The 21,982-nt window shown below is 40.8% G+C and carries 18 protein-coding genes; 12 read left to right on the top strand and 6 right to left on the bottom strand.

Annotated features, from left to right (window positions below; translation table 11 throughout):
- Positions 1–56 precede the first annotated feature (56 nt).
- The 3 genes from upp to HMPREF3230_RS05505 form a co-directional block, all read right to left on the bottom strand.
- Complete coding sequence (upp, locus tag HMPREF3230_RS05515; protein WP_075523918.1) at positions 57–695, bottom strand: uracil phosphoribosyltransferase; 639 nt, start codon at positions 693–695, stop codon at positions 57–59.
- A 218-nt stretch (positions 696–913) separates the two neighbouring features.
- Positions 914–1,582 carry a thymidine phosphorylase gene (locus HMPREF3230_RS05510; protein ID WP_075523947.1) on the bottom strand — a complete coding sequence of 223 codons (669 nt, stop codon included), beginning with the start codon at positions 1,580–1,582 and terminating at the stop codon, positions 914–916.
- A gap of 46 nt (positions 1,583–1,628) precedes the next feature.
- Positions 1,629–2,801, bottom strand: coding sequence for an NUDIX hydrolase (locus HMPREF3230_RS05505; RefSeq protein ID WP_075523917.1), 1,173 nt, complete (start codon positions 2,799–2,801; stop codon positions 1,629–1,631).
- Between the two features lie 289 nt (positions 2,802–3,090).
- Here HMPREF3230_RS05505 and HMPREF3230_RS05500 point away from each other — a divergent pair, with 289 nt between their 5' ends.
- Positions 3,091–4,458: an ATP-binding protein gene (locus tag HMPREF3230_RS05500; protein WP_075523916.1), complete on the top strand. Its 1,368-nt coding sequence runs from the start codon at positions 3,091–3,093 to the stop codon at positions 4,456–4,458.
- Between the two features lie 62 nt (positions 4,459–4,520).
- On the opposite strand, the gene HMPREF3230_RS05495 is transcribed toward HMPREF3230_RS05500, so the two are convergent.
- Together HMPREF3230_RS05495 and HMPREF3230_RS05490 are read right to left on the bottom strand one after the other, a co-directional pair.
- Positions 4,521–6,137: an ATP-binding protein gene (locus tag HMPREF3230_RS05495; protein ID WP_075523915.1), complete on the bottom strand. Its 1,617-nt coding sequence runs from the start codon at positions 6,135–6,137 to the stop codon at positions 4,521–4,523.
- A 633-nt stretch (positions 6,138–6,770) separates the two neighbouring features.
- Positions 6,771–9,008: an RNA degradosome polyphosphate kinase gene (locus HMPREF3230_RS05490; protein ID WP_075523914.1), complete on the bottom strand. Its 2,238-nt coding sequence runs from the start codon at positions 9,006–9,008 to the stop codon at positions 6,771–6,773.
- A 689-nt stretch (positions 9,009–9,697) separates the two neighbouring features.
- Here HMPREF3230_RS05490 and HMPREF3230_RS05485 point away from each other — a divergent pair.
- From HMPREF3230_RS05485 to HMPREF3230_RS05460, 6 genes are all read left to right on the top strand, one after another.
- Positions 9,698–10,429: an MIP/aquaporin family protein gene (locus tag HMPREF3230_RS05485; protein ID WP_075523913.1), complete on the top strand. Its 732-nt coding sequence runs from the start codon at positions 9,698–9,700 to the stop codon at positions 10,427–10,429.
- Positions 10,430–10,567: 138 nt separating this feature from the next.
- A complete protein-coding gene (locus HMPREF3230_RS05480) occupies positions 10,568–11,617 on the top strand; it encodes a glutamyl-Q tRNA(Asp) synthetase (RefSeq protein WP_075523912.1) in 1,050 nt (349 codons plus the stop codon).
- 79 nt (positions 11,618–11,696) lie between these two features.
- Positions 11,697–11,969, top strand: a complete 273-nt coding sequence (locus HMPREF3230_RS05475; protein ID WP_075523911.1) for a hypothetical protein — start codon at positions 11,697–11,699, stop codon at positions 11,967–11,969.
- Positions 11,966–12,274, top strand: a complete 309-nt coding sequence (locus tag HMPREF3230_RS05470) for a hypothetical protein (RefSeq protein ID WP_075523910.1) — start codon at positions 11,966–11,968, stop codon at positions 12,272–12,274. The genes HMPREF3230_RS05475 and HMPREF3230_RS05470 overlap by 4 nt, the downstream gene beginning before the upstream one ends.
- Positions 12,275–12,306: 32 nt before the next feature.
- A complete protein-coding gene (locus tag HMPREF3230_RS05465; protein WP_075523909.1) occupies positions 12,307–13,119 on the top strand; it encodes a YggS family pyridoxal phosphate-dependent enzyme in 813 nt (270 codons plus the stop codon).
- Positions 13,120–13,235: 116 nt separating this feature from the next.
- A complete protein-coding gene (locus tag HMPREF3230_RS05460) occupies positions 13,236–14,048 on the top strand; it encodes a fumarylacetoacetate hydrolase family protein (protein ID WP_075523908.1) in 813 nt (270 codons plus the stop codon).
- Between the two features lie 109 nt (positions 14,049–14,157).
- Here HMPREF3230_RS05460 and HMPREF3230_RS05455 read toward each other — a convergent pair whose 3' ends face one another.
- On the bottom strand, positions 14,158–15,441 hold the full coding sequence (locus tag HMPREF3230_RS05455; RefSeq protein WP_075523907.1) for a hypothetical protein: 1,284 nt from the start codon (positions 15,439–15,441) through the stop codon (positions 14,158–14,160).
- Positions 15,442–15,734: 293 nt separating this feature from the next.
- On the opposite strand from HMPREF3230_RS05455, the gene clpB reads away from it, so the two are divergent.
- The 5 genes from clpB to HMPREF3230_RS05430 all read left to right on the top strand — a co-directional run bounded on the left by clpB (position 15,735) and on the right by HMPREF3230_RS05430 (position 21,976).
- Positions 15,735–18,329 (top strand): ATP-dependent chaperone ClpB, encoded by a 2,595-nt coding sequence (gene clpB / locus HMPREF3230_RS05450; protein WP_075523906.1) that lies wholly within the window; start codon positions 15,735–15,737, stop codon positions 18,327–18,329.
- A gap of 342 nt (positions 18,330–18,671) precedes the next feature.
- Positions 18,672–18,833, top strand: a complete 162-nt coding sequence (locus HMPREF3230_RS05445; RefSeq protein ID WP_016636777.1) for a hypothetical protein — start codon at positions 18,672–18,674, stop codon at positions 18,831–18,833.
- A 26-nt stretch (positions 18,834–18,859) separates the two neighbouring features.
- On the top strand, positions 18,860–19,627 hold the full coding sequence (locus tag HMPREF3230_RS05440) for an ABC transporter ATP-binding protein (protein ID WP_075523904.1): 768 nt from the start codon (positions 18,860–18,862) through the stop codon (positions 19,625–19,627).
- Positions 19,628–20,160: 533 nt separating this feature from the next.
- Positions 20,161–21,255, top strand: coding sequence for a hypothetical protein (locus HMPREF3230_RS05435; protein ID WP_029600511.1), 1,095 nt, complete (start codon positions 20,161–20,163; stop codon positions 21,253–21,255).
- Positions 21,245–21,976, top strand: coding sequence for a hypothetical protein (locus tag HMPREF3230_RS05430; protein ID WP_075523903.1), 732 nt, complete (start codon positions 21,245–21,247; stop codon positions 21,974–21,976). The genes HMPREF3230_RS05435 and HMPREF3230_RS05430 overlap by 11 nt, the downstream gene beginning before the upstream one ends.
- Positions 21,977–21,982 lie beyond the last annotated feature (6 nt).

Raw genomic sequence — 21,982 nt, 5'->3', positions numbered from 1 at the left:
ATTTGTTTTGACTAGTTTTGATTTGATTTGATTTCGTTTTATACACGTATCAAATATTAATCAATTAAGCCATATAAGCGATCGCCTGCATCTCCAAGGCCTGGAACTATGTAAGCTTTATCATTTAAACTCTCGTCAACAGCGCAAACAACAACCTTAAAGTCAATAGAAGGATCAATCTCCTTCTCTAAACGCTTTAAGCCTTCTGGAGCTGCCAAAATGTTAATAGCAGTAACATCCTTAGCGCCGCGCTCTGCTAAGTAATGTGTAGCGGCAATAAGAGTACCGCCGGTTGCAAGCATTGGGTCAAGAAGGAAGCATTGACGACCTGTTAAGTCTTCTGGCAAACGATTTGCATAAGTAATTATGTCGAGTGTTTGCTCATCGCGCTTCATTCCGAGGAATCCAACTTCAGCGGTTGGAAGAAGGCGAGTCATGCCATCGAGCATGCCAAGTCCGGCTCTCAAAACCGGCACAACCATTGGGCGTGGTCGATTTAAATGCTTGCCAGTCATCTTGCAAATAGGAGTTTCAATCTCGTAATCGCTAACTTCCAAATTACGAGTCGCTTCGTAAGCTTCAAGAGTCACTAACTCTGAAACTAACTCGCGGAAAATATTAGATGGTGTATTTTTATCACGCAAAACGGTGAGCTTGTGGTCCACCAGCGGATGATGTAAAACATGAAGATCCATACCTTCTAGATTAAAACAAGCTAGGCATGTTAGCTATCGGCGTGCCGTGAAATTTTCAAGAAAATATAAACAAAGTAATAGTTAAAACGCTGACTTACGAAAGCGCCTGTCGGCGCAAACGCCGCTCGTAGCGGCAAAAAATGGAGCCCGGGGCTTAAACGCAAGCCAGCGTCAATTTCGAGTATACCTGTTTTTATTATTCAGCGCGCCGAGTGAGTTTAATCAAGTTTTCCAGCTTTCCATAACGCAGCGCCATTTTTGAAATTGCATGAAAGTGTATGAAGATTTGCTGAGATATGTAGAATTTTTGCTATTTTTTGCGTATTTTTATTAGAAGATTGATAGTTTTTTGTATTATTTGATAGTTTTTCTGCATATTTATGCATTCCACGCGAAATAATCGAAGTAAATGCAGAAGCTCGATGCAGCGCTATTGCGAAATCACCTGTAAATGCACCTGAAAGAATGGAATCAGCAAGGCGAGCAATATCTTCTCCTGTAGGTGTTTCATCTATACCTGTAATAGCAGAAGCACTCGTGGTTTCAGGTTCTCCTATATGCCAATATTCAGCATACGATTCACGCTGTTTTCTAAGTGACATACGCAATAAATATAGTCTATACAACATTCCAGGTAGTGACTCTGCTTCAGAGCTACTCCACAAATCTGCGATAACGTCAATACCTTCATTTTCAACCAAATTCAGCACGCGTTCAACGATTTCTTGAGATTGAGTTTTGTGCACGCGATTAAGTAAAACAGCAGCAGAGGTATGGCTAATCTCATTGATTATTTGTGGATCTGCGCCACCTTCAATTTGTGAAAGCATTGCAGGATCTATTTGTGCAGGTCTGCTTGGGCGATTTTCTCCTATTGGATTTGGCATAAAAGCAGAACGGCTAGAATGAATGGAACTTGATTGTGAATGAAGGCTAGTAGACAATTGGTATCACGCTTTCGATGTCAATAATTCGAGCACCTTTAGGAGTGTTTATAATATGCAAAACTATTGCACTTCCAGTATGCATGTATGGAGATCGCATACTTAGAATGCGCTTATGTGCTTTAGGATTTGTAATTTTTCGCAAATATTCAAAGAATGAGCCGATAATAGGTCGGTGCAGGCACATTGCAGTTGTACTTGTTGTGTTAGCTGTGTTTGTTGTACTTGTTGTGTTTGTTGTTGCGTAATTATCATTTTTATCACAATGAACAAGTTGAGCTATTGTGTCTATAAGCACGTTAAGCGTATCTTGAGGATTTTTTTCGTGATAATCTTCAGTAAGCTCCGGTATTTCTTCAATTTTCATTGAGCAATCGCTGGCAAAAAATCCAATTGTTTCTACGCAACGTTTCCAAGGTGATGAAAGTATCTTATTTGGCGCGTAGCAAGCAAGCTCTCGCGCAAGTGCGTAAGATGCTGCTGATCCAAGAGGTGTAATTGGGCGAGTTGCTTCGCTGCCTTGCCAAGTCTTTCGAGATTCTGCTTTTCCGTGTCTTACTAGTATTAAAGTGCTATATCTTGCTCGGCATGTGTGAAGTCGTTCTAAGAAAGCATCTAATACTTCTCTGTCGCTGTCATGAGTAAGTTTTTTACGAGCTTTTGAAGGAGTTAGCCATAAAATATTGCTTATTTCCGTGCGTTTTGCTGGCTTTATTGGTCCAAATGATGGCAATCTCTTTGATGCTGTAGATTCGTTTATTTCGCGCATCATCCAGTAGTGAATGCGTTTAATTACTGTTGATTGATTATTTTGCGGTGAGCTACTGTTTTTGCTGTTTTTAGAGGTAGATTGCTTCTTGCCTTCGTGGTCAAGAGGATACTCGATTTGAGCAATATGAGGGCCAAGTGTTACTGCATAGCCGGTTTCTTCGCCAACTTCGCGCACTGCTGTATGACGATATGATTCGTTTTCTTCGTTTTTTCCTTTTGGCCAACTCCAATCATCGTATTTAGGACGATAAACTAGGCAAAGCTCAAAGTCATCGTCACTTATTTGATTGCCTGTTTTTTTGAAGTCACACGTGTTTGCGCTATCTATATTGCGCTTGCGGTAAATGATTCCGCCTGCTGCTTCAACGTATCGCGTTGTTACTGCACTCATGTTCACTATTTTAGCGGTTTTCTTTCGCAACTTTTAGTTTTGCCGTAATCTTTTACGTTTATCATTGGCATGACTGTGATGCAGGTACTCTGGGCTAATCAGATATTTCTGTTATATAACCCAAACTTCCTAAAATTTTCACTAAAATCACAGTGTAAAAACATCCTAAAACTGGCAAATGGTGACGTAAAAAACATGCCAAAACTGGCAAATAATTGCTTAAAAAACATCCTAAAACTGGCAAATAATGGTATAATCGTTGTAATATCAACAATAAAAAGAGTAAGCCATGGAACGACTAGCATTACAAAAATTAATCGCCTGGAACATAAAGCCGAATCGTAAGCCGCTAATTATATGGGGTGCGCGCCAGGTTGGTAAAACATATCTAGTAAAAGAACTTTTTGCGGAAAAATATTATAAAAATAGTTATATTTACATCGATCTTAAAAAAGAAGATGAGGTTCGTAACTTTTGCGAAAGCACAGCAAACGCAGAAAAAATTATCGAATACTTGTCTTTGCGATTTTCAAAGCCTATAGATGAAAGCATGTTGCTGATTTTTGACGAGATTCAAGAATGTCCAAACATTATTTCGTCGCTTAAATATTTTTGCCAAGATTTTAGAAAAATTCGCGTAATTGCAACAGGCTCAATGGTACGTATTAAATTGCATCGCGAATCTCGCAAGCAGAATGCTGAAAAAACAGCAAAAGACCAATTCCTTTTTCCTGTAGGAAAAATCGACCAGATAACAATCTATCCAATGACCTTTGGAGAATTTCTACTAAATAACAACAGCCTTCTATATTCAAAGGTGCGTGAATCTTATGATGCTAAACAAGCGCTGCCTACAGAAATTCACAATCTTGCGTTAAATGAAGTGTATAAATATCTGCTAATTGGGGGCATGCCAGAAGCGGTAGAAGCATATATTGAGCGCAAAGATTTACTAGAAACGCGTGAGATTTTGCGCTCGCTGTATGACAATTATCTTGCGGACATGGAATTGTATCAGGCAAGCAGTGAGTCAATTTTAAGATCTCGGCTTCTATTTGAAAATATTTTTAGGGAGCTTAATAAGGAGTCAAAAAACTTTTCAGCTGGTCTTATTAAAAAAGACGGTAGAACTAGAGATTTTGCAACGTCTATTCAGTGGCTGCTTATGACTCATATTGTTAATCAGTCGTTCCAACTCAAAGAGCATATAACTATGCCACTTATGCAAGAGAATGAAAGCAATTTCCGACTATTTTTGTGCGATATTGGCATGTTCTCGTATCAAAGCGGAGTGAATGCAGCATCTTTTATTTCAAACGAAAGAGATAATACACTATCTGGTATTTTCTTTGAAAATTACGTTGCAAACGAACTTAGCGCAAATGGTTTAAAACTGTTTTATTGGCGTGGAAAATCAGATTCAGAATTGGAATTTATAGTTGAATCAAATAACAAACTTTTCCCGATTGATGTTAAAAAAGGCAGAGGAACACTTAATTCTTTAAATAAGTTTGCAACGCATAACAAGTTTGAGTTCGCAATAAAAGTTTCTAAAAATAATTATGGTTATGACGCAAATCAGAAAATTGCGACTATGCCATTTTATTTCATGCCGTTTGTGGCTGGCGATTTGGCAGCTGGAACGCTTGAGATTTAGTGTAAGTGAGTGGCGCGTGTGGACGTGCGGGCGCGCGGAGTTTAGTATTGACTTAGAGCAAATTAGTTGCTGATTTTCGCATATTTTCGCTGCTTACTTGTTACTTTTCCTAGTGCTTTTACTTTATTTTCTGCAATTAGCTTACGCAAATGTCGTCTGATTGTTTCTGGAGACTTTTTAGTTAGTTCAGCTAATTCTGGAGTTGTTATTGTAGAGTCAACAGGTATAAGCGTTAGCAAAATATCGTCATTTAATGGATTCCTTTTGCTTTCCGATTGCGTGTGTTCAACTTGTGTGTAATTTTCTACTGTTTGTTCAGTGCCATTGTGTTCGTCAACATAGTTTTTGTTAGAATCCGTTATTTGAGAGCGATTTACTTGATTTATGTAATTTATGTTGCTATGAAGTTTTGCTTTTGCGCGTTGCAAAATCACACTAAAAGATCCAAGTCTAGGTATGAATTGTGGTTTTGGCAGCGACCATGCTTGCATTTCGTTAATCATAAACGCAATTCCGCTACCTTGACCTTCGACTACACCTGCTCCAATTCTATTTGCTTCGATTGGTGCGTATTGTGCCAATTGCATAAGTGCGGCATTTCGGCACTTCGATTCGCCATCGTCAATGTTATCAAGCGTTTTTCCTCCCCATAATCCTCCAGGATTTGTCACAACAACCCTGTCTGGGAAAATATCAACGCTTACAGGCTGACCTTGAAAATATTCGTGATATTCTCTGTGAATTACTGCATTAGCTATAGCTTCGCGTAGAACTTCTCGCGGAATCTCCGATTCTTCTATGCGTTCAACGCCGTTAATAAATGTGCTAACTCGAAGATTTTTAATAACTGCGTTTACTGCATCCTCAATCATTTCTGATATTGCTCCGCTGCATTCTTCGCGGTCTATAAAACGTTGCACTCCAGTCGAAGATTTTTCTGTTCCAGCGTGAGCTGTTACGTCAATAAATAATCGCGGGAAAAATTGCTGTGGATAATTTCCAAGAGTTAAAAGTCCTGCCATTCGTACGCGCCCTTGCTTATCTGTAATATTAAGACGCGTAAGTTTTTCATCTTCTGTTGTAGTTCCGCGCAAAGCTTTGGAGTTCGCTCGTCTTGCTATAAGATTTTCGACTAAATCTTTGTTTAAATCAGATTTTGTGGCTTCTTTAACAATCGACAAATCTATATCGCTTGGACGTAACGCGTTTTCTATTTCGTAAACTTCATCATTCGACATTCGAATGTCTTTATCATCAACGCGCTTGTAACTTCCGCCTTTATCTCCTTTAGCTGTAATGTAGCAAGGCTTTTTATCGGCAGGGTTTTCGTAGATTTTTATGGCTAGAATTTGAGAATTATCGTCTACGATTACTCTTTCTAAGTTGTATCTTGGAGGATATGTTAGCCGTGCTCCGTTTGCGCCACCATCGCCTATTCCTTCAATAAATTGATCGCGAACTTTGTTAATATCAAAGTTTTTTGTTGGAGAAAAATTATTGCTTTCATCTAATCCGAGTAGCAGTGTGCCACCATTTGTGTTCGCAAAAGCACTTACTGTTTCCCACACACTTACGCTGAGCTTTACGTCACAGCTTTTTGCTTCATAATTGGAGTCATCTGTTTTTTGGATGCGCAGTCGTTCGATGGCGTCTTTAATTTGTTCGTTTACGATTGTCATTGCTCGCTCCTTGATTCACTGTGGTTATGTGCGGCTAGTAATGATTTGCTAATGCTTAAATTTGTTTTTGTATTTAGTTGAGGAAGTTACTTAATAATTGTTTTTCTAATATTTTGTTAGATGGTTTGTTTACTCTATCATAACATCACTGTCATTTTATCACAGTCATGACTGTGATAAAAGTGTTGTGACTGTCATTTTTCTCGTTTGTAACAGTGATTTTCGTATATATGACTGTAATTTTTTCGATTTTGAACGTGATTGGCTATATTTTGACAGTGATATTGCGCATTTTGACCGAGATGTGTCTACTTATGACAGTCATTTTGACTTCTGTGACTGTGATGATTTCATTTATGACTGTGATGCTGGTGCTCTGAGTCAATCGGATATTTCTGTTATATAACCCAAACTTCCTAAAATTTTCACTAAGATCACAGTGTAAAACTTCCCAAAACTGGCAAATAATGACGTAAAAAACATCCTAAAACTGGCAAATGGTGACGTAAAAGATTTCGGCTATTGCTGTAACGCTTGATATTTAGCCAGATTAGAAGGTGCAGTAAAAACAACAAGAGCCAGAAACATGTTACTGAATCTGACTCTTGCTTATTGTTTATTAGTTTATTGTGCTCAGTTTGAACCGCGAGGCTTACGAGTGTGAGTGCGAATCAAGTAAGCTTGACTGTCTACTAGCGGACGGCCTTCTTTGTCGCGTGAATGTAATGTATATGTGCCATCGCCATCCATCCACCATGAAACAGTAGAATCAGCCATTTGTAAATCAATGTATTGAATCAATGCTTCAACTTGATCTGGTGCGCTAATTCGAACCAAAGTTTCAACGCGGCGGTCAAGATTGCGGTGCATCAAATCAGCCGAGCCAATCCACACTTCTGGGCCACTTGCAGGACCATCACCAATCTGAGGGCCGCAAGAATTAGCGAACGCGTAAATGCGGCTGTGCTCAAGGAATCTTCCAAGAATGGAGCGAACGCGAATATTCTCACTCAAACCTTCAATTCCAGGCTTAAGAGAGCAAATTCCTCGTTCAACAATATCGATTTTTACTCCAGCTTGTGAAGCGCGATACAACGCGTCAATAGTCTGCTCATCGACTACAGAATTGACTTTAATCTTAATCCATGCTTCTTTGCCTGCAAGAGCTGCAGCTTCCTCGCGCTGAATTCGCGCAATAATACCTGTGCGAACTGTACGAGGAGCAACAAGCAAGCGATGGAAGCTTGACTTTGGAGCATATCCTGAAAGCTGATTAAACAAGCGAGTTAAATCTTGACCAACTACAGGATCGCAAGTAAGCAATCCCAAATCTGTGTAAAGGCGAGCAGTCTTAGGATTGTAATTACCTGTACCAACGTGGCAGTAGCGGCGTAATCCTTCTGCTTCTTGACGGACAACAAGCGAAAGCTTGCAGTGAGTCTTCAAACCAACAATGCCGTATACAACGTGAACGCCTGCGCGTTCGAGCTTGCGAGCCCAAGCAATATTTGCGTCCTCATCAAATCGTGCCTTAATCTCAACTAATGCAAGTACTTGCTTTCCAGCATGAGCTGCGTCAACTAGTGCATCAATAATTGGAGAATTGCTAGATGTGCGATACAAAGTCTGCTTAATTGCCAAAACCTTCGGATCTGCTGCAGCTTGAGCTAAGAACGCTTGCACAGACGTAGAGAAGGAATCATATGGGTGATGTAGCAAAATATCATGTTCGCGAATTGAAGCAAAAATATCTTGAGCGTGGCTAGTTTCAACTTCTGCAATCTGTCGATTTGTAGTTGGAATAAACGGACGATACTTCAAATCTGGTCGGTCAAGTGCCTGTAATTCAAAAAGAACTGTCATGTCAAGAGGTGAAGGCAAGCGATACACTTCTTCAGGACTTACGCGCAATTGGTTTGCAAGAAGTTGAGAGAGGAATGGGCTAGCTTCATCTGAAATTTCCAAGCGAATAGGCGGTCCGAATCGTCTACGTAGGAGCTCCTTCTCCATTGCGTTTAATAGATTTTCTGCATCGTCTTCCTCAACGTCAATATCTTCATTGCGAGTAACGCGGAATGAACGAGCTTCTTTAATAATCATGCCTGGGAAAAGTGATTCCAAGTGTGCTGCAATCAGCTTCTCCATAGTAATAAATCCGTAGCGCTCTTCGCGGCCTTCTTCGTCAGTTAAATCGTCAACTGGTACAAGACGGTTTAAATTATCTGGAATTTTTACACGCGCAAAATGTGATTTTCCAGAATTTGGATTTTCAACAATAACGGCCAAGTTAATGGATTTACCTGAAATGTATGGGAATGGGTGTGCAGGGTCAACGGCAAGTGGCGTAAGGACTGGGAATACTTGCTTTTTGTAGTAATCTGAAAGTCTTTCTTGCTCTGACTTAGTCAACTTATCCCAACTGAGCATAACTATGCGCTGCTTAGCAAGCTCAGGTAAAATGTGGTCGATTACATAGTGAGCATGTTCATCTTGACGGCGGTGGGTGACTTCGCTAATCGCGCGCAACTGCTGACGAGGGCTTAAACCACTTGCAGCTGTTACAGCAATTCCGGAATCAATGCGCCTTTTTAAGCCGGCAACTCTAACCATAAAGAATTCATCAAGATTGGATGCGAAGATAGCGGCAAAGTTTGCGCGTTCAAGGAGTGGTAAATCAGTGTTTTGAGCTAACTCAAGCACGCGGCGATTGAACTTTAACCAGCTTAATTCGCGGTCAAAGAAACGATCTTTTGGCAACGGTAACTCGCCCTCACGAGCTTCACGTTTTTCTGCCTTTTCGTCTTCGGCGATATGTTCTGCAATTTGGCCGCGCAGAATCGCCTTCGAGGGAGCGTCAAAAATCTGTACCATAATCCGTAATTGTATGCGTTAGAAGGGATGTATGCGAATGAGTGTCGCTTTAAATGTGATGGATTGAAGGTAATTTATCTTCGCGCGACACGCCGGTAATTATTCAATGTGAACGCAACTTAACAATAGTGCTCTTTTATATGAACAAAATGATTCAATAAAGTCATTTTTGTGAATGAAAATTAACAGTTATGACAATAATCTAACAAATAAAATTTTATTGCTATTTGTTCTTGTCAAAGTGCCCTACGCAAAGCATAATAATAAATACAAGAACAAATAAATAGAGCGGTAAACCCACAAAGGTGTATGGATAAAATATCCGTGAACGTTGAACGGAACATTAGACTTTAACCGTTGCAACGATGTTGTTGTGAAGATGAAACCGCTGATATTGTTTTTGTGAATGAGAGGCTCGCCGAAATGGCGGGCCTCTTTTGATGTGAGGGCGATTTTACTGCTTGTGCAGACTGTCGCGCGCATAAGGGAAACTATCAAAGAATAATTGTTGGAATTCATTTTCTTAGCTTCTTTGAAAATGAGGATGTATTGTGTTCCATGCTGTGCTAATCGCAATTGCGAGTTGCTAAGCGACAAGCTATTAAGCAATACTTAAGCGATGAGTCGTTAAGTTTTGGCGAGCGATTACGTGTGCGGAGTTTGAAACAGGTAAGAAGGATCGAAGGACCATGCAATATTCGTTTATGACGAAGTTGGCTGCAGAGTTTATTGGCACTGCTATTCTTATGATTTTTGGAAACGGTGCTGTTGCAAACGTTGAATTAAAAAATACTAAAGGACACCATGCTGGTTGGTTAAATATTGCCATGGGATATGGTTTTGGCGTGATGTTCCCAGTGCTAATGTTCGGAGGAATTTCCGAAGCGCATATCAATCCTGCTATGACAATTGCTCAGGCTGCAAATGGCATGTTCCCTTGGCAAAATGTTGCGCCTTATATTGTAGCTCAGCTTCTGGGTGCGTTGGTTGGCCAGCTTATTGTGTACGTAACTTATTTGCCGCACTACAACGAAACTGAGGAGCCGGGAGCTATTCTTGGTACGTTCTGCACTACGGACGCTTATAACAACAAGCTTAATTACTTCCTTAACGAATTCTTTGGCACGCTTGTGCTTGTTTTGGCAGCTCTTTGTTGCCTTAAGTCTCCATGGGGTGAGAAGAATTTAGCTGGCGCTTCAATCGTTGTTGGCTTCGTTGTTTGGGGTTTGGTGACTTCTATGGGTGGCCCAACTGGTCCTGCTTTGAATCCTGCGCGTGATCTTATGCCGCGTTTGCTTCATGCGATTTTGCCAATCCCGCACAAGGGCTCTTCTCGCTGGGGTGAAGCGTGGATTCCAGTTGTTGCTCCTACTGCTGGCGCAATCCTGGGTGTGCTTATGTACAAGGTCTTGTTTGTATAAAACATTTGTTTTTGATTGCTTTTGATTGTGATTGTAAGAAGCGCGTAATGCTAGTATGAATGCGTTGCGCGCTTTTTATTTTGCAAGTTTATGCTTATTAAGAAGGTTATTAGGAAAGATATCAGGAAAGACGAAATCATGTTTTCTAAGTCAACTATTGCAATTGGTCGTTTCGCACCGACTCCTTCCGGGCGTATGCATATTGGGAATATGGTAGCAATGTTGGCTGCGTGGCTTTGTGCAAAATCGCAAGGTGGACACATGATTTTGCGTTTGGAAGATCTTGATATTGAGCGAATGCCGGAAGGCGCGAGTGAGCAAATTATTGAAGATCTAAAATGGGCTGGTTTTGATTGGGTTGGCGAGCCTGAGTATCAGCATGAGCGTATTGCAATCTACCAAGAAGCTCTTGAAGCGCTAGAATCTTTGCGAGATAGTGATGGTGACTTGTTAATCTACCCTTGTTTTTGTTCTCGTTCTGATATTCGTGCAATTGCTGCTCCTCAAGAAGGAGATGGATTTATACGATATCCGGGTACGTGCAGAAATCTTCGCAAAACTGCGAAAGGTTTGGCGCAAATCGAGAAGCGTTTGCAAAATAATCAGCAACATTCTTTAAGGCTTGCAGCGCCTCAGGCTGATTCAAGCCAAGCAAATATTGATTTTGAAGATGCGATTTTTGGATCGCAATCCTTTAATATTGCGCGTGATTTAGGTGATATGGTGATTCGCCGCGCGGATGGCGTTTTTTCTTATCAGCTTGCTGTTGTTGTTGACGATGTTTTGAGCGGAGTAAATAATATTGTGCGCGGTCGCGATTTGTTGCGTTCTGCAGCGTTGCAGATTTGGATTGGCGAGTTGCTTGAAAAGTCGGGATTCTTTGCTGCTCAAGGCATGCATTACGTGCGTCCGCAATTTGCGCATTTGCCACTTATTGACAACGCGCAAGGTGAGCGACTCGCAAAAAGTAAGCATTCATTAGATGTGGGTGCTCTTAGAGAATCTGGTTGGAGTGCCGAGCGCATGATTGGTTATTGTATGTATCTTTTGGGATACAAAATTTCGCGCCAAAATCAGCCAGTAGATATGAGTGCATCGGATGCGCTCGCGTTGTTTAAAAGCGAAAAAACGCCATGGGATTCTGTTCGCGCAAACTTAGATGACAAATACGTGCCCTTCCTCGACTAATATATTCCACTACATATGATTGCAGATAGTATTTGCCAATATTTGACGGCAACATATATTGGCATGTAATGTTGTGTATATGGATCAATATGAAGAGCCAATTATTTTGCCATCAGCTTTGAAGCATGGAGTTTCAGAAAACGATATACTTCATGCATATCGAGAATCCAGAGGACCAGTATATGTTAATTATGATAGAGATCCACCAACAATAATGTATGTTGGTCCGGGAGTTTCTGGAGCAGTTTGGTACGAGATTGGCACAGCAAGAAGACGTGGATTTCCGCAAGAACTTATAGTTCATGCGATGAAAGCAAGAAAAGGTTATTTAGAAAAGGAAGGGTTGAAATGAAATTTAGTGAACTGAGTAAAGAAGAGCAAAAAGATCTTGCTGAGTATGGCGAACTCATATCAAAGGAAATGGAAGCAAAATCGGAACCAAATCCAGGAGATCCAACTTCGGATTCTCGCTGGGATCCATCTCGCGAATTGAGCAGATTGAATTATCGCCGTCATGCAATTGAAAAAGAAATAAATGACGCTGTATATAAAAGTCGCAAAAATGGTCAATCGTGGAATACGATAGGTCGCGCACTTGGAGTTACTGCAGAAGCTGCACGTCGTAAATATAGTGATAAAATTCCTCAATTAGTGTGACTGTTTTTACGATATATAGATTGGGGCAATAAATGGCATATATGACGCAAAAAGATTTAGCGAATATTAAGGTTGATTGTGTTCGTGCGCGTCAAATTGCCGATTGTGTGCACAATGTGCAAGACGCTATCGCTCAGGCAGAATCGCACTATGGGCGCAAATCTGAGTCGGTTACGCTACTTGCTGCAACTAAAACGCGAGATGTTGGGGAGATTATGGCAGCGCTCAGAGCAGGAGTGCGAGTAATTGGGGAAAATCGTCCGCAAGAAATAGTTGCGAAAGCTGAAATCTTACGCTCGGTGGCTGCTTTAGAAGGCTTAAATGTTGGTGTGAATGGCGAGATTCCACTCTACTTAATCGGTCAGTTGCAAAGCAATAAGATAAACAAAGTCTTGCCACTTGCAAATGGGATTCAGTCTGTTGATAGTGTAGAACTTGCGCAAAAAATATCTACTCGCGCGCAAAATTTGGGACTTTGCACAGATGTTATGCTGGAAGTGAACGTTTCTGGAGAAGCTACAAAATCGGGGTGTGTGCCAGAACGTGCGATTGACGAAGCTCTCGCTATATCTAGCCTGCAAGCACTTAAGTTGCGCGGATTTATGACGCTTGGAGCGCGTGTGGACGATGAAAAAATAGTGAGAAGCGGTTTTGCAAAATTGCGAGAAATTCGAGATTGTGTATGCGAACAACTTACGCAGGATTCTACTGAAAATATTGTGCAAAACAACACAAAATTAGAGCTTTCAATGGGAATGTCCGGCGATTTTGAGTGGGCGATTGCCGAAGGTTCAACTATGGTTAGAATTGGTTCTGCAATTTTTGGCCCGCGCGCTTTTGTATAGTGAGTTGTTGTAGCGTGCGTTTTTGTGACGCGTTTTTGTGACGTGGAATGTGTGACGTTGAATGCAAGTGAGTTATTGCGATGCGAAATGTGTAGTGTGTTGCGTAATCTTGAACTATGAGAATTGCACGTTTTTCGTATAATGAAGTTCCGCAATACGCTTTCGTTCAAAAAGACGAAACTGATGGTAAAGATTATTTAGTAGCTCTCGAGGGTCATCCGTTAAGTCCTCAAGGAGTAAAGCCTACAGGTAAACGTTACGCGCTGGATGCGGATGGAATACGCTTACTTTCACCAGTAATTCCTTCAAAAGTGCTCGGATTGGCAAAAAATTATGACAATCGTTCTGATGAAGAATTGTCTGCATCTTCTGAAGTGTTGCATAGCGCTCAAGATATGGTGATTTTCTCGAAGCCGAGTACAAGCGTGATTGGTCCAGACGATCCAATTGTTATCCCTGCTGGCGATCACAATATGAATTTTGAGCCAGAAGTGGCAGTCGTGATTGGCAAAATTGCGCGCCGAGTAAGCGTTGACCATGCAATGGAATACGTGCTTGGCTTTACTTGTGTAAATGACGTTACTCTTACTGATTGCGCAGGAGAGGATCCCATGTGGACGCGTGCAAAAGGATTTGACACTTCTTGCCCGTTGGGGCCTTGGATTACAACGGAACTTTCATGGAATGATGCGCGCATTTCGTTTAAGTTAAATGGTGAGAATGTTCCTGAAGCTCAAGGTACAACTGCTAGATTGATTCACAATATTCCTGAGCAAATCGCGGCTATTTCAAGCTTTACAACTTTGCTTCCTGGAGATGTGATTTTGACTGGAACGCCGTATGCTGCAGGGTCTTTACATCCAGGAGATGAGGCAATAGTTACGGTTGATGGCATTGGCTCTTTGCGAAACGTTGTTGTGAGCGAATAAGCGAATAAGTGAATAAGAGTTAAAGGAAAGGGTGCCTTATTCGTAAGACACCCCTAAGTTTTTCCATAAACTGTAGTTTATTGTAGTTTGCTGTAGTTCGTTAAATCTTCTACATTTGTGGGTTAATTGCAAAATCGCCGAAATTGCAGCCACTTACTTTTCCAGCAAGAAGATTGCTTGTTGTGTTATCAAAATGCACAGTTTGTTGTAGTTTGAAATTCTTTTTGTTAAGAAAATACAACGTAGCGTGTGGCGTCTTTTCGCTATTTGCGTTATCTAAAATTGCTATAGTATCTTTAGTAGCTTGCATCCAATATCTTTGTGGATTGAAATTGTTTGAAGTACTTACTGGAGTTGTGAATATAATTTGCGTTTCCCCAGTCATTATATTAATTTTATACAATACGCCTGTGCCTTGGTCGAGTGCTAAGAGCTCGTTATCATTGAGCATTGTCCTATTCCCATACGAAATATTTTCAAAATCGTGTTTCTCGCCATAGTTATAGGCAATACGCTTATTTTGCAAGGTGAGTGGTATAAAATCGAATTTTCCTGATTGTGTATTCCACTGATTGATGCCGTATGTGGTGAAAGCGAAATCGGGATCGTCTTTTTTATATTTAGTTGTGTCCCCAAGTGAAATGATGGTGTTGCTAATGCAAGGAGATGTGTCGTTTCTTATCGTAGAAAAATTATGTACCTTAGTTTTAGAATTTTTGAGTATATGCTTGACAGGCATTGAATCTTGTAGTTTTTTGATTACAAATCCATTTGTTCCATTAAAACTATTGGTGCCATTGTCACTGGGGCTAATGGTGTACGTGCCACTCTCGCAAGCGCTAGATACATCATATATACGTGATTGCATAATATCTGTATTTTGCGGTTTGCCAAGTGTAATACTATTGAATTCGAGTTTATTTTTACGACTGCGAGTAAAACCGCGATCAAGAACGCTAATAACTTCATGCTGATTATTTTCAAAAATGCCAGCTTGTGCAGGCGTTTTTTTGCGATGCTTAATTGCGATTCGCGCGTTGCTTTTTTGTGCAAGAAAATAGTCAAATTTAGCGTCTACGAAATATAAACCATCGGTATTCCACAATATTGCAGGAGAGTCAATGGCAGAAGTGGCAATAGTTTGAGAAGTGCCATCGTTGTTGAGTAATACTATGAATCCATCTCGTTTTTTCGTCTTTTTGCCGTCAGTCATGTCGCTTATTGCAACAGCTCCAACGGTATGTGAAAAATTTGCTTCTTTATAACTAATTTCCTTAGGCATCTGTTGCCAAAACAGTAGAAACAATGTAACTGATGCAGCGATGACAGCAGAAAAGCATAGTAAGACAATAATTATCTTCTTCGTAATTGTTTTGAAAAGTTTCTTATTCATAATAGCCTCATTGTTATTGTGGATAATCTTGACTGTAACATGTCTAAAACATGCTTATATTATATATTATTTGCAGTCGTTATTCTATTAAAAATTCGTACAAGTCGTAATCTCATCTTAAGTGTGCAACGCGTGTTTGAGGTGTGTGGTGTTAATTTATCCCTTGATTTCAAAACTTGAGTGTAGTAGACTCAAGTTTTAGAAATTGACAGAATGTGATTTGAGTGCAATTGAAAAAATTGCATAAGAATCACCTAAAATCCGCAGAATAGCGGTGTAAATGGGGGGTAAATATGGAACAAAAGTTTACAACCTTAGCGCAAGATGCATTAAGCGATGCTGTACAAAGCGCGGCTGCAGCTGGCAATGTGCAAGTTGACACTTTGCATTTGGCAGATGCATTACTTCGCCAGGAGCAAGGCGTTGTGCGCGCGCTTATTGCTCAAACAGGTGCGGATGCGCAACAAATTGGTGCTGAAATTCGTAACGCATTAGTTGCATTGCCTTCATCTACTGGTTCAACTACAACTAAGCCAGATGCAAGTCGCCAGCTTTTGGCTGCGCTAAGCCAGGCTGAAAAAGAAATGCACGCAATGGCAGATGAATACGTTTCCACTGAGCATATGCTTATTGGAATTGTTGCGAGTGCGCCAAACGCTGTTGCTGATATTTTCAAAAAGTATAACGTTTCTGCAGATGCGTTGCGAAAGGCTGTGCCAACTGTGCGTGGTGGTGCGAAAGTTACTAGTACGGATGCTGAAGGAAACTACAAAGCGCTTGAAAAGTATTCGGTTGATATGACTGCGCGCGCTCGCGAAGGAAAGCTCGACCCAGTAATTGGACGAGACCAGGAGATTCGCCGTGTGATTCAGATTCTTTCTCGCCGTACGAAGAATAATCCTGTGCTAATTGGCGAGCCGGGCGTTGGCAAAACTGCAGTTGTGGAAGGATTGGCTCAGCGAATTGTTGCAGGAGATGTGCCTACGACTTTGCAAAACAAGCGTCTTATAAGCCTTGACTTAGCTTCGATGGTTGCAGGTTCGAAGTATCGTGGCGAGTTTGAGGAACGTTTAAAGGCAGTATTGAAGGAAATCCAGCAATCAGACGGTCAAATTATTACGTTTATTGACGAAATTCACACTGTTGTTGGAGCAGGATCTGCAGAAGGTTCAATGGATGCTGGAAATATGCTTAAGCCAATGCTTGCGCGTGGTGAGCTGCGCTTGGTTGGAGCAACTACTCTTAACGAGTATCGCGAGCATATTGAAAAGGATTCGGCGCTTGAACGCAGATTCCAGCAAGTGTTTGTTGGCGAGCCGTCTGTTGAAGACACGGTGACGATTTTGCGTGGACTTAAGCAACGTTACGAAGCGCACCACAAGGTGACGATTAGTGACGATGCAATCGTAGCTGCAGCAACGCTTTCAAACCGCTATATTACTGGCAGACAGCTTCCAGATAAGGCGATTGATTTGGTGGATGAAGCGGCAGCTCACTTGCGTATGGAGCTTGATTCACAGCCAGAAGAAATCGATGAATTGCAGCGCAAGGTCACGCGTCTTGAAATGGAAGAAATGCAATTAAAGAAGGCGGAAGATGCTGCTGCGCGCGAACGCTTAGAAAAGTTGCAGGAAGAATTAGCTAACTCTCGTGAAAAGCTTTCTGGTTTGAAAGCGCGTTGGGATGCAGAAAAGGCTGGCCATAACAAGGTTGGTGATTTGCGTGCGCAACTCGATGCTAAGCGCGTAGAAGCAGACAAGTTTACGCGTGAAGGCAATTTGGAGCAAGCGAGCCGTATTTTGTATGGTGAGATTCCAAGCATTCAAAAAGCTTTGGAAGAAGCGGAGTCTGAGGCTGCTAACGCTAAGAGTGAAGCAAAAGAGCCAATGGTTCCAGACCAGGTTGATGCTGATTCTATTGCAGGAGTTGTTAGCGAATGGACAGGCATTCCTGTTGGTCGCTTGATGCAAGGCGAAAATGAGAAGCTGCTCAACATGGAAAAGGAGCTTTCTAAGCGTGTGGTTGGCCAAAGCGAAGCAATCCAGGCTATAGCGGATGCTGTGCGCAGAAGCCGCGCTGGAATTGCAGACCCGAATCGCCCGACCGGTTCGTTCCTATTCTTGGGTCCTACTGGCGTTGGTAAGACGGAGCTTGCAAAGGCTCTTGCCGACTTTTTGTTTGATGACGAGCGCGCAATGGTTCGCATTGATATGAGCGAGTACATGGAAAAGGCTTCCGTTTCACGTCTAATCGGTGCTGCTCCTGGTTACATTGGCTACGAGGAAGGCGGCCAGCTTACTGAAGCTGTGCGTAGACGTCCGTATTCTGTAGTGCTTTTTGACGAAGTTGAGAAGGCGCATCCAGAAGTATTCGACGTTTTGTTGCAGGTTTTGGATGATGGTCGTTTGACTGACGGACAGGGTAGAACGGTTGATTTTAAGAATACGATTCTTATTATGACTTCTAATTTGGGTTCGCAATTCCTTGTGCAAGAAGGCTTGGATGAAGCAGCTAAGCGTAAGGCTGTTATGGATGCTGTACATGCTGAGTTTAAGCCAGAGTTCATCAACCGTTTGGATGAGCTTGTTATGTTCCATCCGTTGAGCCGCGAAGAGCTTGGTGGAATTGTGGATATTCAAGTTCGTCAAGTGGCTGCGCGCTTGAGCGATCGCCGTATTAGCTTGGATGTGAGCGATTCTGCTCGCGCTTGGCTTGCAGAGCATGGCTATGATCCAGTTTATGGTGCTCGTCCGTTGCGTAGATTGGTTCAAACGGAAATTGGTGATCAGCTTGCACGATTGCTGCTTTCTGGAAAAGTGCATGATGGCTCTAGTATAGTTGCGGATTGTGTAGATAGTGACGACCATGTGGCTCTCAAAATTGCGTAGTGCCTGCATTATTTAATGTAGTCAAATAATGTAGTCAAATCGAACAAAGCGTGCTGTTTATTGGATTATTTTCCAGTATGCAGCACGCTATTTTTATATCTAAAATAATTGAAACGAAACACAAAGATATTGAGTTATTTTTAAAAATATTTTTAGAATGAACTAAAAAATAACTTGAAATAAAAAGGTGGATTTCCCCCTTAATTTTTCGAGTTTTGCTGATAATTGGCATTATAGGATATGCGTATCTTTTGAAATTTTAATTGGTTTTTGTAAAAATCTCTTTTTTTTTTATATTGAATTCTTATAGAATAAGTGTACGTGTTCAGGGCTGAATACGTTATGAAGCAGATTGAAAATGGAGATACGAATATGTTCGAAAAGAAAGGATTTGCAATAGTTGCGCTTGCTACTATTGCTTATGCTGTGCCAATTTCAGCTTATGCTCAGATGAGTGGTTCTGTAGTTGGGATAGACAGAGAAAATATACGAAGTTGTAGGTAAGTAGTCTAGTTATTAAGTGGTGAGATATGCAAGAATCATATACGGGCTCAGATGTGCAACTTGTTAATGTGAATTTTTCGTATGGGAAGAAACAAATTTTGCATAATCTTTCTATAGATTTATCTTTTGGCATATGTGGTCTTTTGGGGCCAAATGGTGCTGGGAAAACTACTCTGCTTAACGTTATAGCGACGATTTATGCTCCCTCTAGTGGGAAACTTTTTGTTCATGGCTTTGATGTAACTGATCGTGCGGAAAGGGCTAAAGCTCGGTCAAATATTGGTTATTTGCCACAATCATTTGAACTTATGAATGCATCGAGTGTGTTAAAAAATGTTCAATATGCCGCATGGGCGCGAGGTTTATCGTGGAGTGCTGCGTATAAAGCTGCTTGGAATGCTCTCAAACAGGTTGGCTTGGAAAAACAAGCACATCGCATCGTTGCTAAAATATCAGGAGGTCAGCGTCAGCGTGCTGGTATTGCTTGTGTGATTGCTAGTCAGCCTGCAGTACTAATACTTGATGAGCCTACTGTTGGTTTAGATCCTGAGCAGCGTATTGATATTCGTAATTTTCTTAAGTCTTATTCGCAAAAGCATACTGTTATCGTCAGTACACATTTAGTAGAAGATTTAGCAGTAATTGCGGATCGGGTTATAGTTCTTAATGAAGGAATTATATTGCTTGATGGGAAAATGGATAATCTTCTTCAATATGCTAATCGTGAAGATCTTATGGTAACTCCATGGGAATCAGGGTATAGACATTTGCTATCTAAATTTCATAAAAATTAGTAGTAGCAGTAACTGGATATGTATAGTTTCTTATTTCGTTAATGTGGTAGCAAGTAGGGATGTGATTAAATATGCGTCAATATTCTAACTTTTTGACTGAATTCGGATTTTTTACGAAAAATCATAAGAAGTGCACAATTGTTTCACGTATTATGTCCCCATTATCTCTAATAAGCAGTTGTGTTTTTAGCTTATTTTTGATTGCATATCCTGTTTTTTTGGGTGTGGCAAATTTTTTAGCGCATAATAATAATTATGCGCTTTGGTTAAGAATTGATGTCACGTGGATGCATTGTTTGTCTGATATTGTTGCTTGCATTTTTGGCGCATGGTGTTCATGTAAAGCTTGCTCGCCCAGATGTTTGGTTAATCCTGCGTGGTGTGCAGGAAAATCAGCCAGTCGTTACGCTATTCCTATACTAAAAGGCGCTATACTGTGCAGTTTGTTATATTGCGTAAGTATATTGCCAACAGTAATTCAGAGTGATGTAAATATTACAAATTTCCCGTATTTTCCACTATTATGTGGAGGCGTGACGCCAAGTGCATTTTTTGCAATTGGTTTTACTTTAGGAGTAATTATTGGCAATCGTTGGGCAATTGTATTCTCAGCTTTATTATCTTTTGCAATAATTTGGTGCTGTATTTATGGCGTCATTATAATGCGTAATGGCACCATACCTCAAGGAGATATTTTTCCTAGATATTGGGGTAGTAGTTTATACGCAATACTTCCAGTGTCGGATGCTGGTATTGGTGCTGAGCCTGGTTTGCGTATGAACCCATGGTTGGTGACTTTGCGCATATTCTTTGTGTGTGTTGTTATCGTTTCATGCATTCTTTGTTGCGCGCATATTAGATATTTTTGGCAAAAGGGATCTTATTGGCGCATAAAAGCAATAAGTCTTTCTTTAATTATGCCAATAGTATGTGCTTGTTGTATAGCTATGTGGGGTCCAAAACCTTGGATTCGCTCTGGACCTTTTGTGCCTCAGTGTACGACGTTTAAAGATACTGCTTTTTCTGTTTGTGTACATCCTGAAGAAGCTTATATTCGTAAACTTCGTGCTGTTAAACATCTGAAAACTGTTGCTTCTTGGTTTCCTAAGAATCAGAGAGATTCGCAAGGCAAAGGAATTGTGCTTGTGCTTGGAAATGCGTTTACTCCAACAAATACTGAAAAATCTTGGAATCTTACTAATAGTGGTTTAATAAAGTTACGTAATCTTAAAGCTACTGTTATTCAACAACAAACAGATACATTTGTTAGGCGTTCTGAGAAATATGGTGATATGACTGGTATCGCTCAAGAAGTGTTACAAAGATTTGTGCCTGCAAAATGTGCATCAAGTGCTATGAAAGAAGTATATGTAAAAAAGAATCTTGATTCAAACGCTTCTGTTACAGCATTTTTGCTTGCTCAGCTTCCTTCTCGTATAAGTAATGATGTGTATGGGTCATATGGATTTATTCCAGGTGAAGCAAACGATAAAGTGGCTATGAGTATTAATAATGCTGATGATGCTAAGCTGAAACAATTTGTAAAAAATCATGTTAAAGAACTTAATCAATGCCTCATAACTCCACAACAAGTCTTATCGGAACTTGGTGATAAGCATGAAAAATAATTTTCGCGCTTGGCTTGAAGGTAGGCATTATATTGTTGCAATCGTTGCAATTTTATTGTCCGTAGTCCTTCCCTCTTTAATGCTTGTTATATTCAGATCATTGGTAACGCAGTTGCCAGTTTATGTTGGTTATATTTGTTTGCCGGATTCTGCTAATGTGCATAATGCGGTAGAAGGTATAACGTTCCAATGTCAATCCGGTAGTAGTGTTGTTAATTTTGTTGTTCCTCTGTATGAAGTTATTGTAGTTGGGTTTATTACCACGGCATTCGTTTGCCTTGCTCCGATTATGGTATCGTGGGAACGTTTCGTGATGAAAAGGCTGCGAATATATGCATTGAGTGCTGCTTTATTGTGTTTGTTTGTTTCATTCGGCGCTTCAGTGTTAATTGTTCGTATAATTGACTTGCAGTTATTGAGTACATTGCAGATGATTTTAGGTAATGCGTGGATTGATATCGTGCTCATAATGATTGGATTAGCCTGTTTTGGAAGGTTTTACGGCCTTGCATTTGGTGTCTTTTTAGCGGTGATGAACATTGCCACACAAGGTTTGCAAAGTAAAATTGGATTGATTTTGCGATGGTATCCTTCTGGAACTTTGCCTGTAATTCCTGGACAATCCATATTGTTATACGTCATTGTTGTGCTTACCGTAATTGCAGTTTGCCTGTGGAGCGGCACGTGTGGACGTGGATTGCTTTATTTTGAACGCGCTTAAAAGACG

The sequence above is a fragment of the Gardnerella vaginalis genome (assembly GCF_001563665.1).
Classification (GTDB): Bacteria; Actinomycetota; Actinomycetes; order Actinomycetales; family Bifidobacteriaceae; genus Bifidobacterium; species Bifidobacterium vaginale_A.
This window is presented reverse-complemented; position numbering and strand designations above follow the sequence as displayed.

Bases quoted from the DNA above. Each gene is read 5' to 3' on its own strand.
- HMPREF3230_RS05445 (WP_016636777.1), top strand. From the start codon at position 18,672: ATGAAGCAGATTGAAAATGGAGATACGAATATGTTCGAAAAGAAAGGA.
- HMPREF3230_RS05480 (WP_075523912.1), top strand. From the start codon at position 10,568: ATGTTTTCTAAGTCAACTATTGCAATTGGTCGTTTCGCACCGACTCCT.
- HMPREF3230_RS05455 (WP_075523907.1), bottom strand. From the start codon at position 15,441: ATGAATAAGAAACTTTTCAAAACAATTACGAAGAAGATAATTATTGTC.
- HMPREF3230_RS05440 (WP_075523904.1), top strand. From the start codon at position 18,860: ATGCAAGAATCATATACGGGCTCAGATGTGCAACTTGTTAATGTGAAT.
- HMPREF3230_RS05485 (WP_075523913.1), top strand. From the start codon at position 9,698: ATGCAATATTCGTTTATGACGAAGTTGGCTGCAGAGTTTATTGGCACT.
- HMPREF3230_RS05495 (WP_075523915.1), bottom strand. From the start codon at position 6,137: ATGACAATCGTAAACGAACAAATTAAAGACGCCATCGAACGACTGCGC.
- upp (WP_075523918.1), bottom strand. From the start codon at position 695: ATGGATCTTCATGTTTTACATCATCCGCTGGTGGACCACAAGCTCACC.
- HMPREF3230_RS05470 (WP_075523910.1), top strand. From the start codon at position 11,966: ATGAAATTTAGTGAACTGAGTAAAGAAGAGCAAAAAGATCTTGCTGAG.
- HMPREF3230_RS05510 (WP_075523947.1), bottom strand. From the start codon at position 1,582: ATGCCAAATCCAATAGGAGAAAATCGCCCAAGCAGACCTGCACAAATA.
- HMPREF3230_RS05460 (WP_075523908.1), top strand. From the start codon at position 13,236: ATGAGAATTGCACGTTTTTCGTATAATGAAGTTCCGCAATACGCTTTC.
- clpB (WP_075523906.1), top strand. From the start codon at position 15,735: ATGGAACAAAAGTTTACAACCTTAGCGCAAGATGCATTAAGCGATGCT.
- HMPREF3230_RS05490 (WP_075523914.1), bottom strand. From the start codon at position 9,008: ATGGTACAGATTTTTGACGCTCCCTCGAAGGCGATTCTGCGCGGCCAA.
- HMPREF3230_RS05505 (WP_075523917.1), bottom strand. From the start codon at position 2,801: ATGAGTGCAGTAACAACGCGATACGTTGAAGCAGCAGGCGGAATCATT.
- HMPREF3230_RS05475 (WP_075523911.1), top strand. From the start codon at position 11,697: ATGGATCAATATGAAGAGCCAATTATTTTGCCATCAGCTTTGAAGCAT.
- HMPREF3230_RS05465 (WP_075523909.1), top strand. From the start codon at position 12,307: ATGGCATATATGACGCAAAAAGATTTAGCGAATATTAAGGTTGATTGT.
- HMPREF3230_RS05430 (WP_075523903.1), top strand. From the start codon at position 21,245: ATGAAAAATAATTTTCGCGCTTGGCTTGAAGGTAGGCATTATATTGTT.
- HMPREF3230_RS05500 (WP_075523916.1), top strand. From the start codon at position 3,091: ATGGAACGACTAGCATTACAAAAATTAATCGCCTGGAACATAAAGCCG.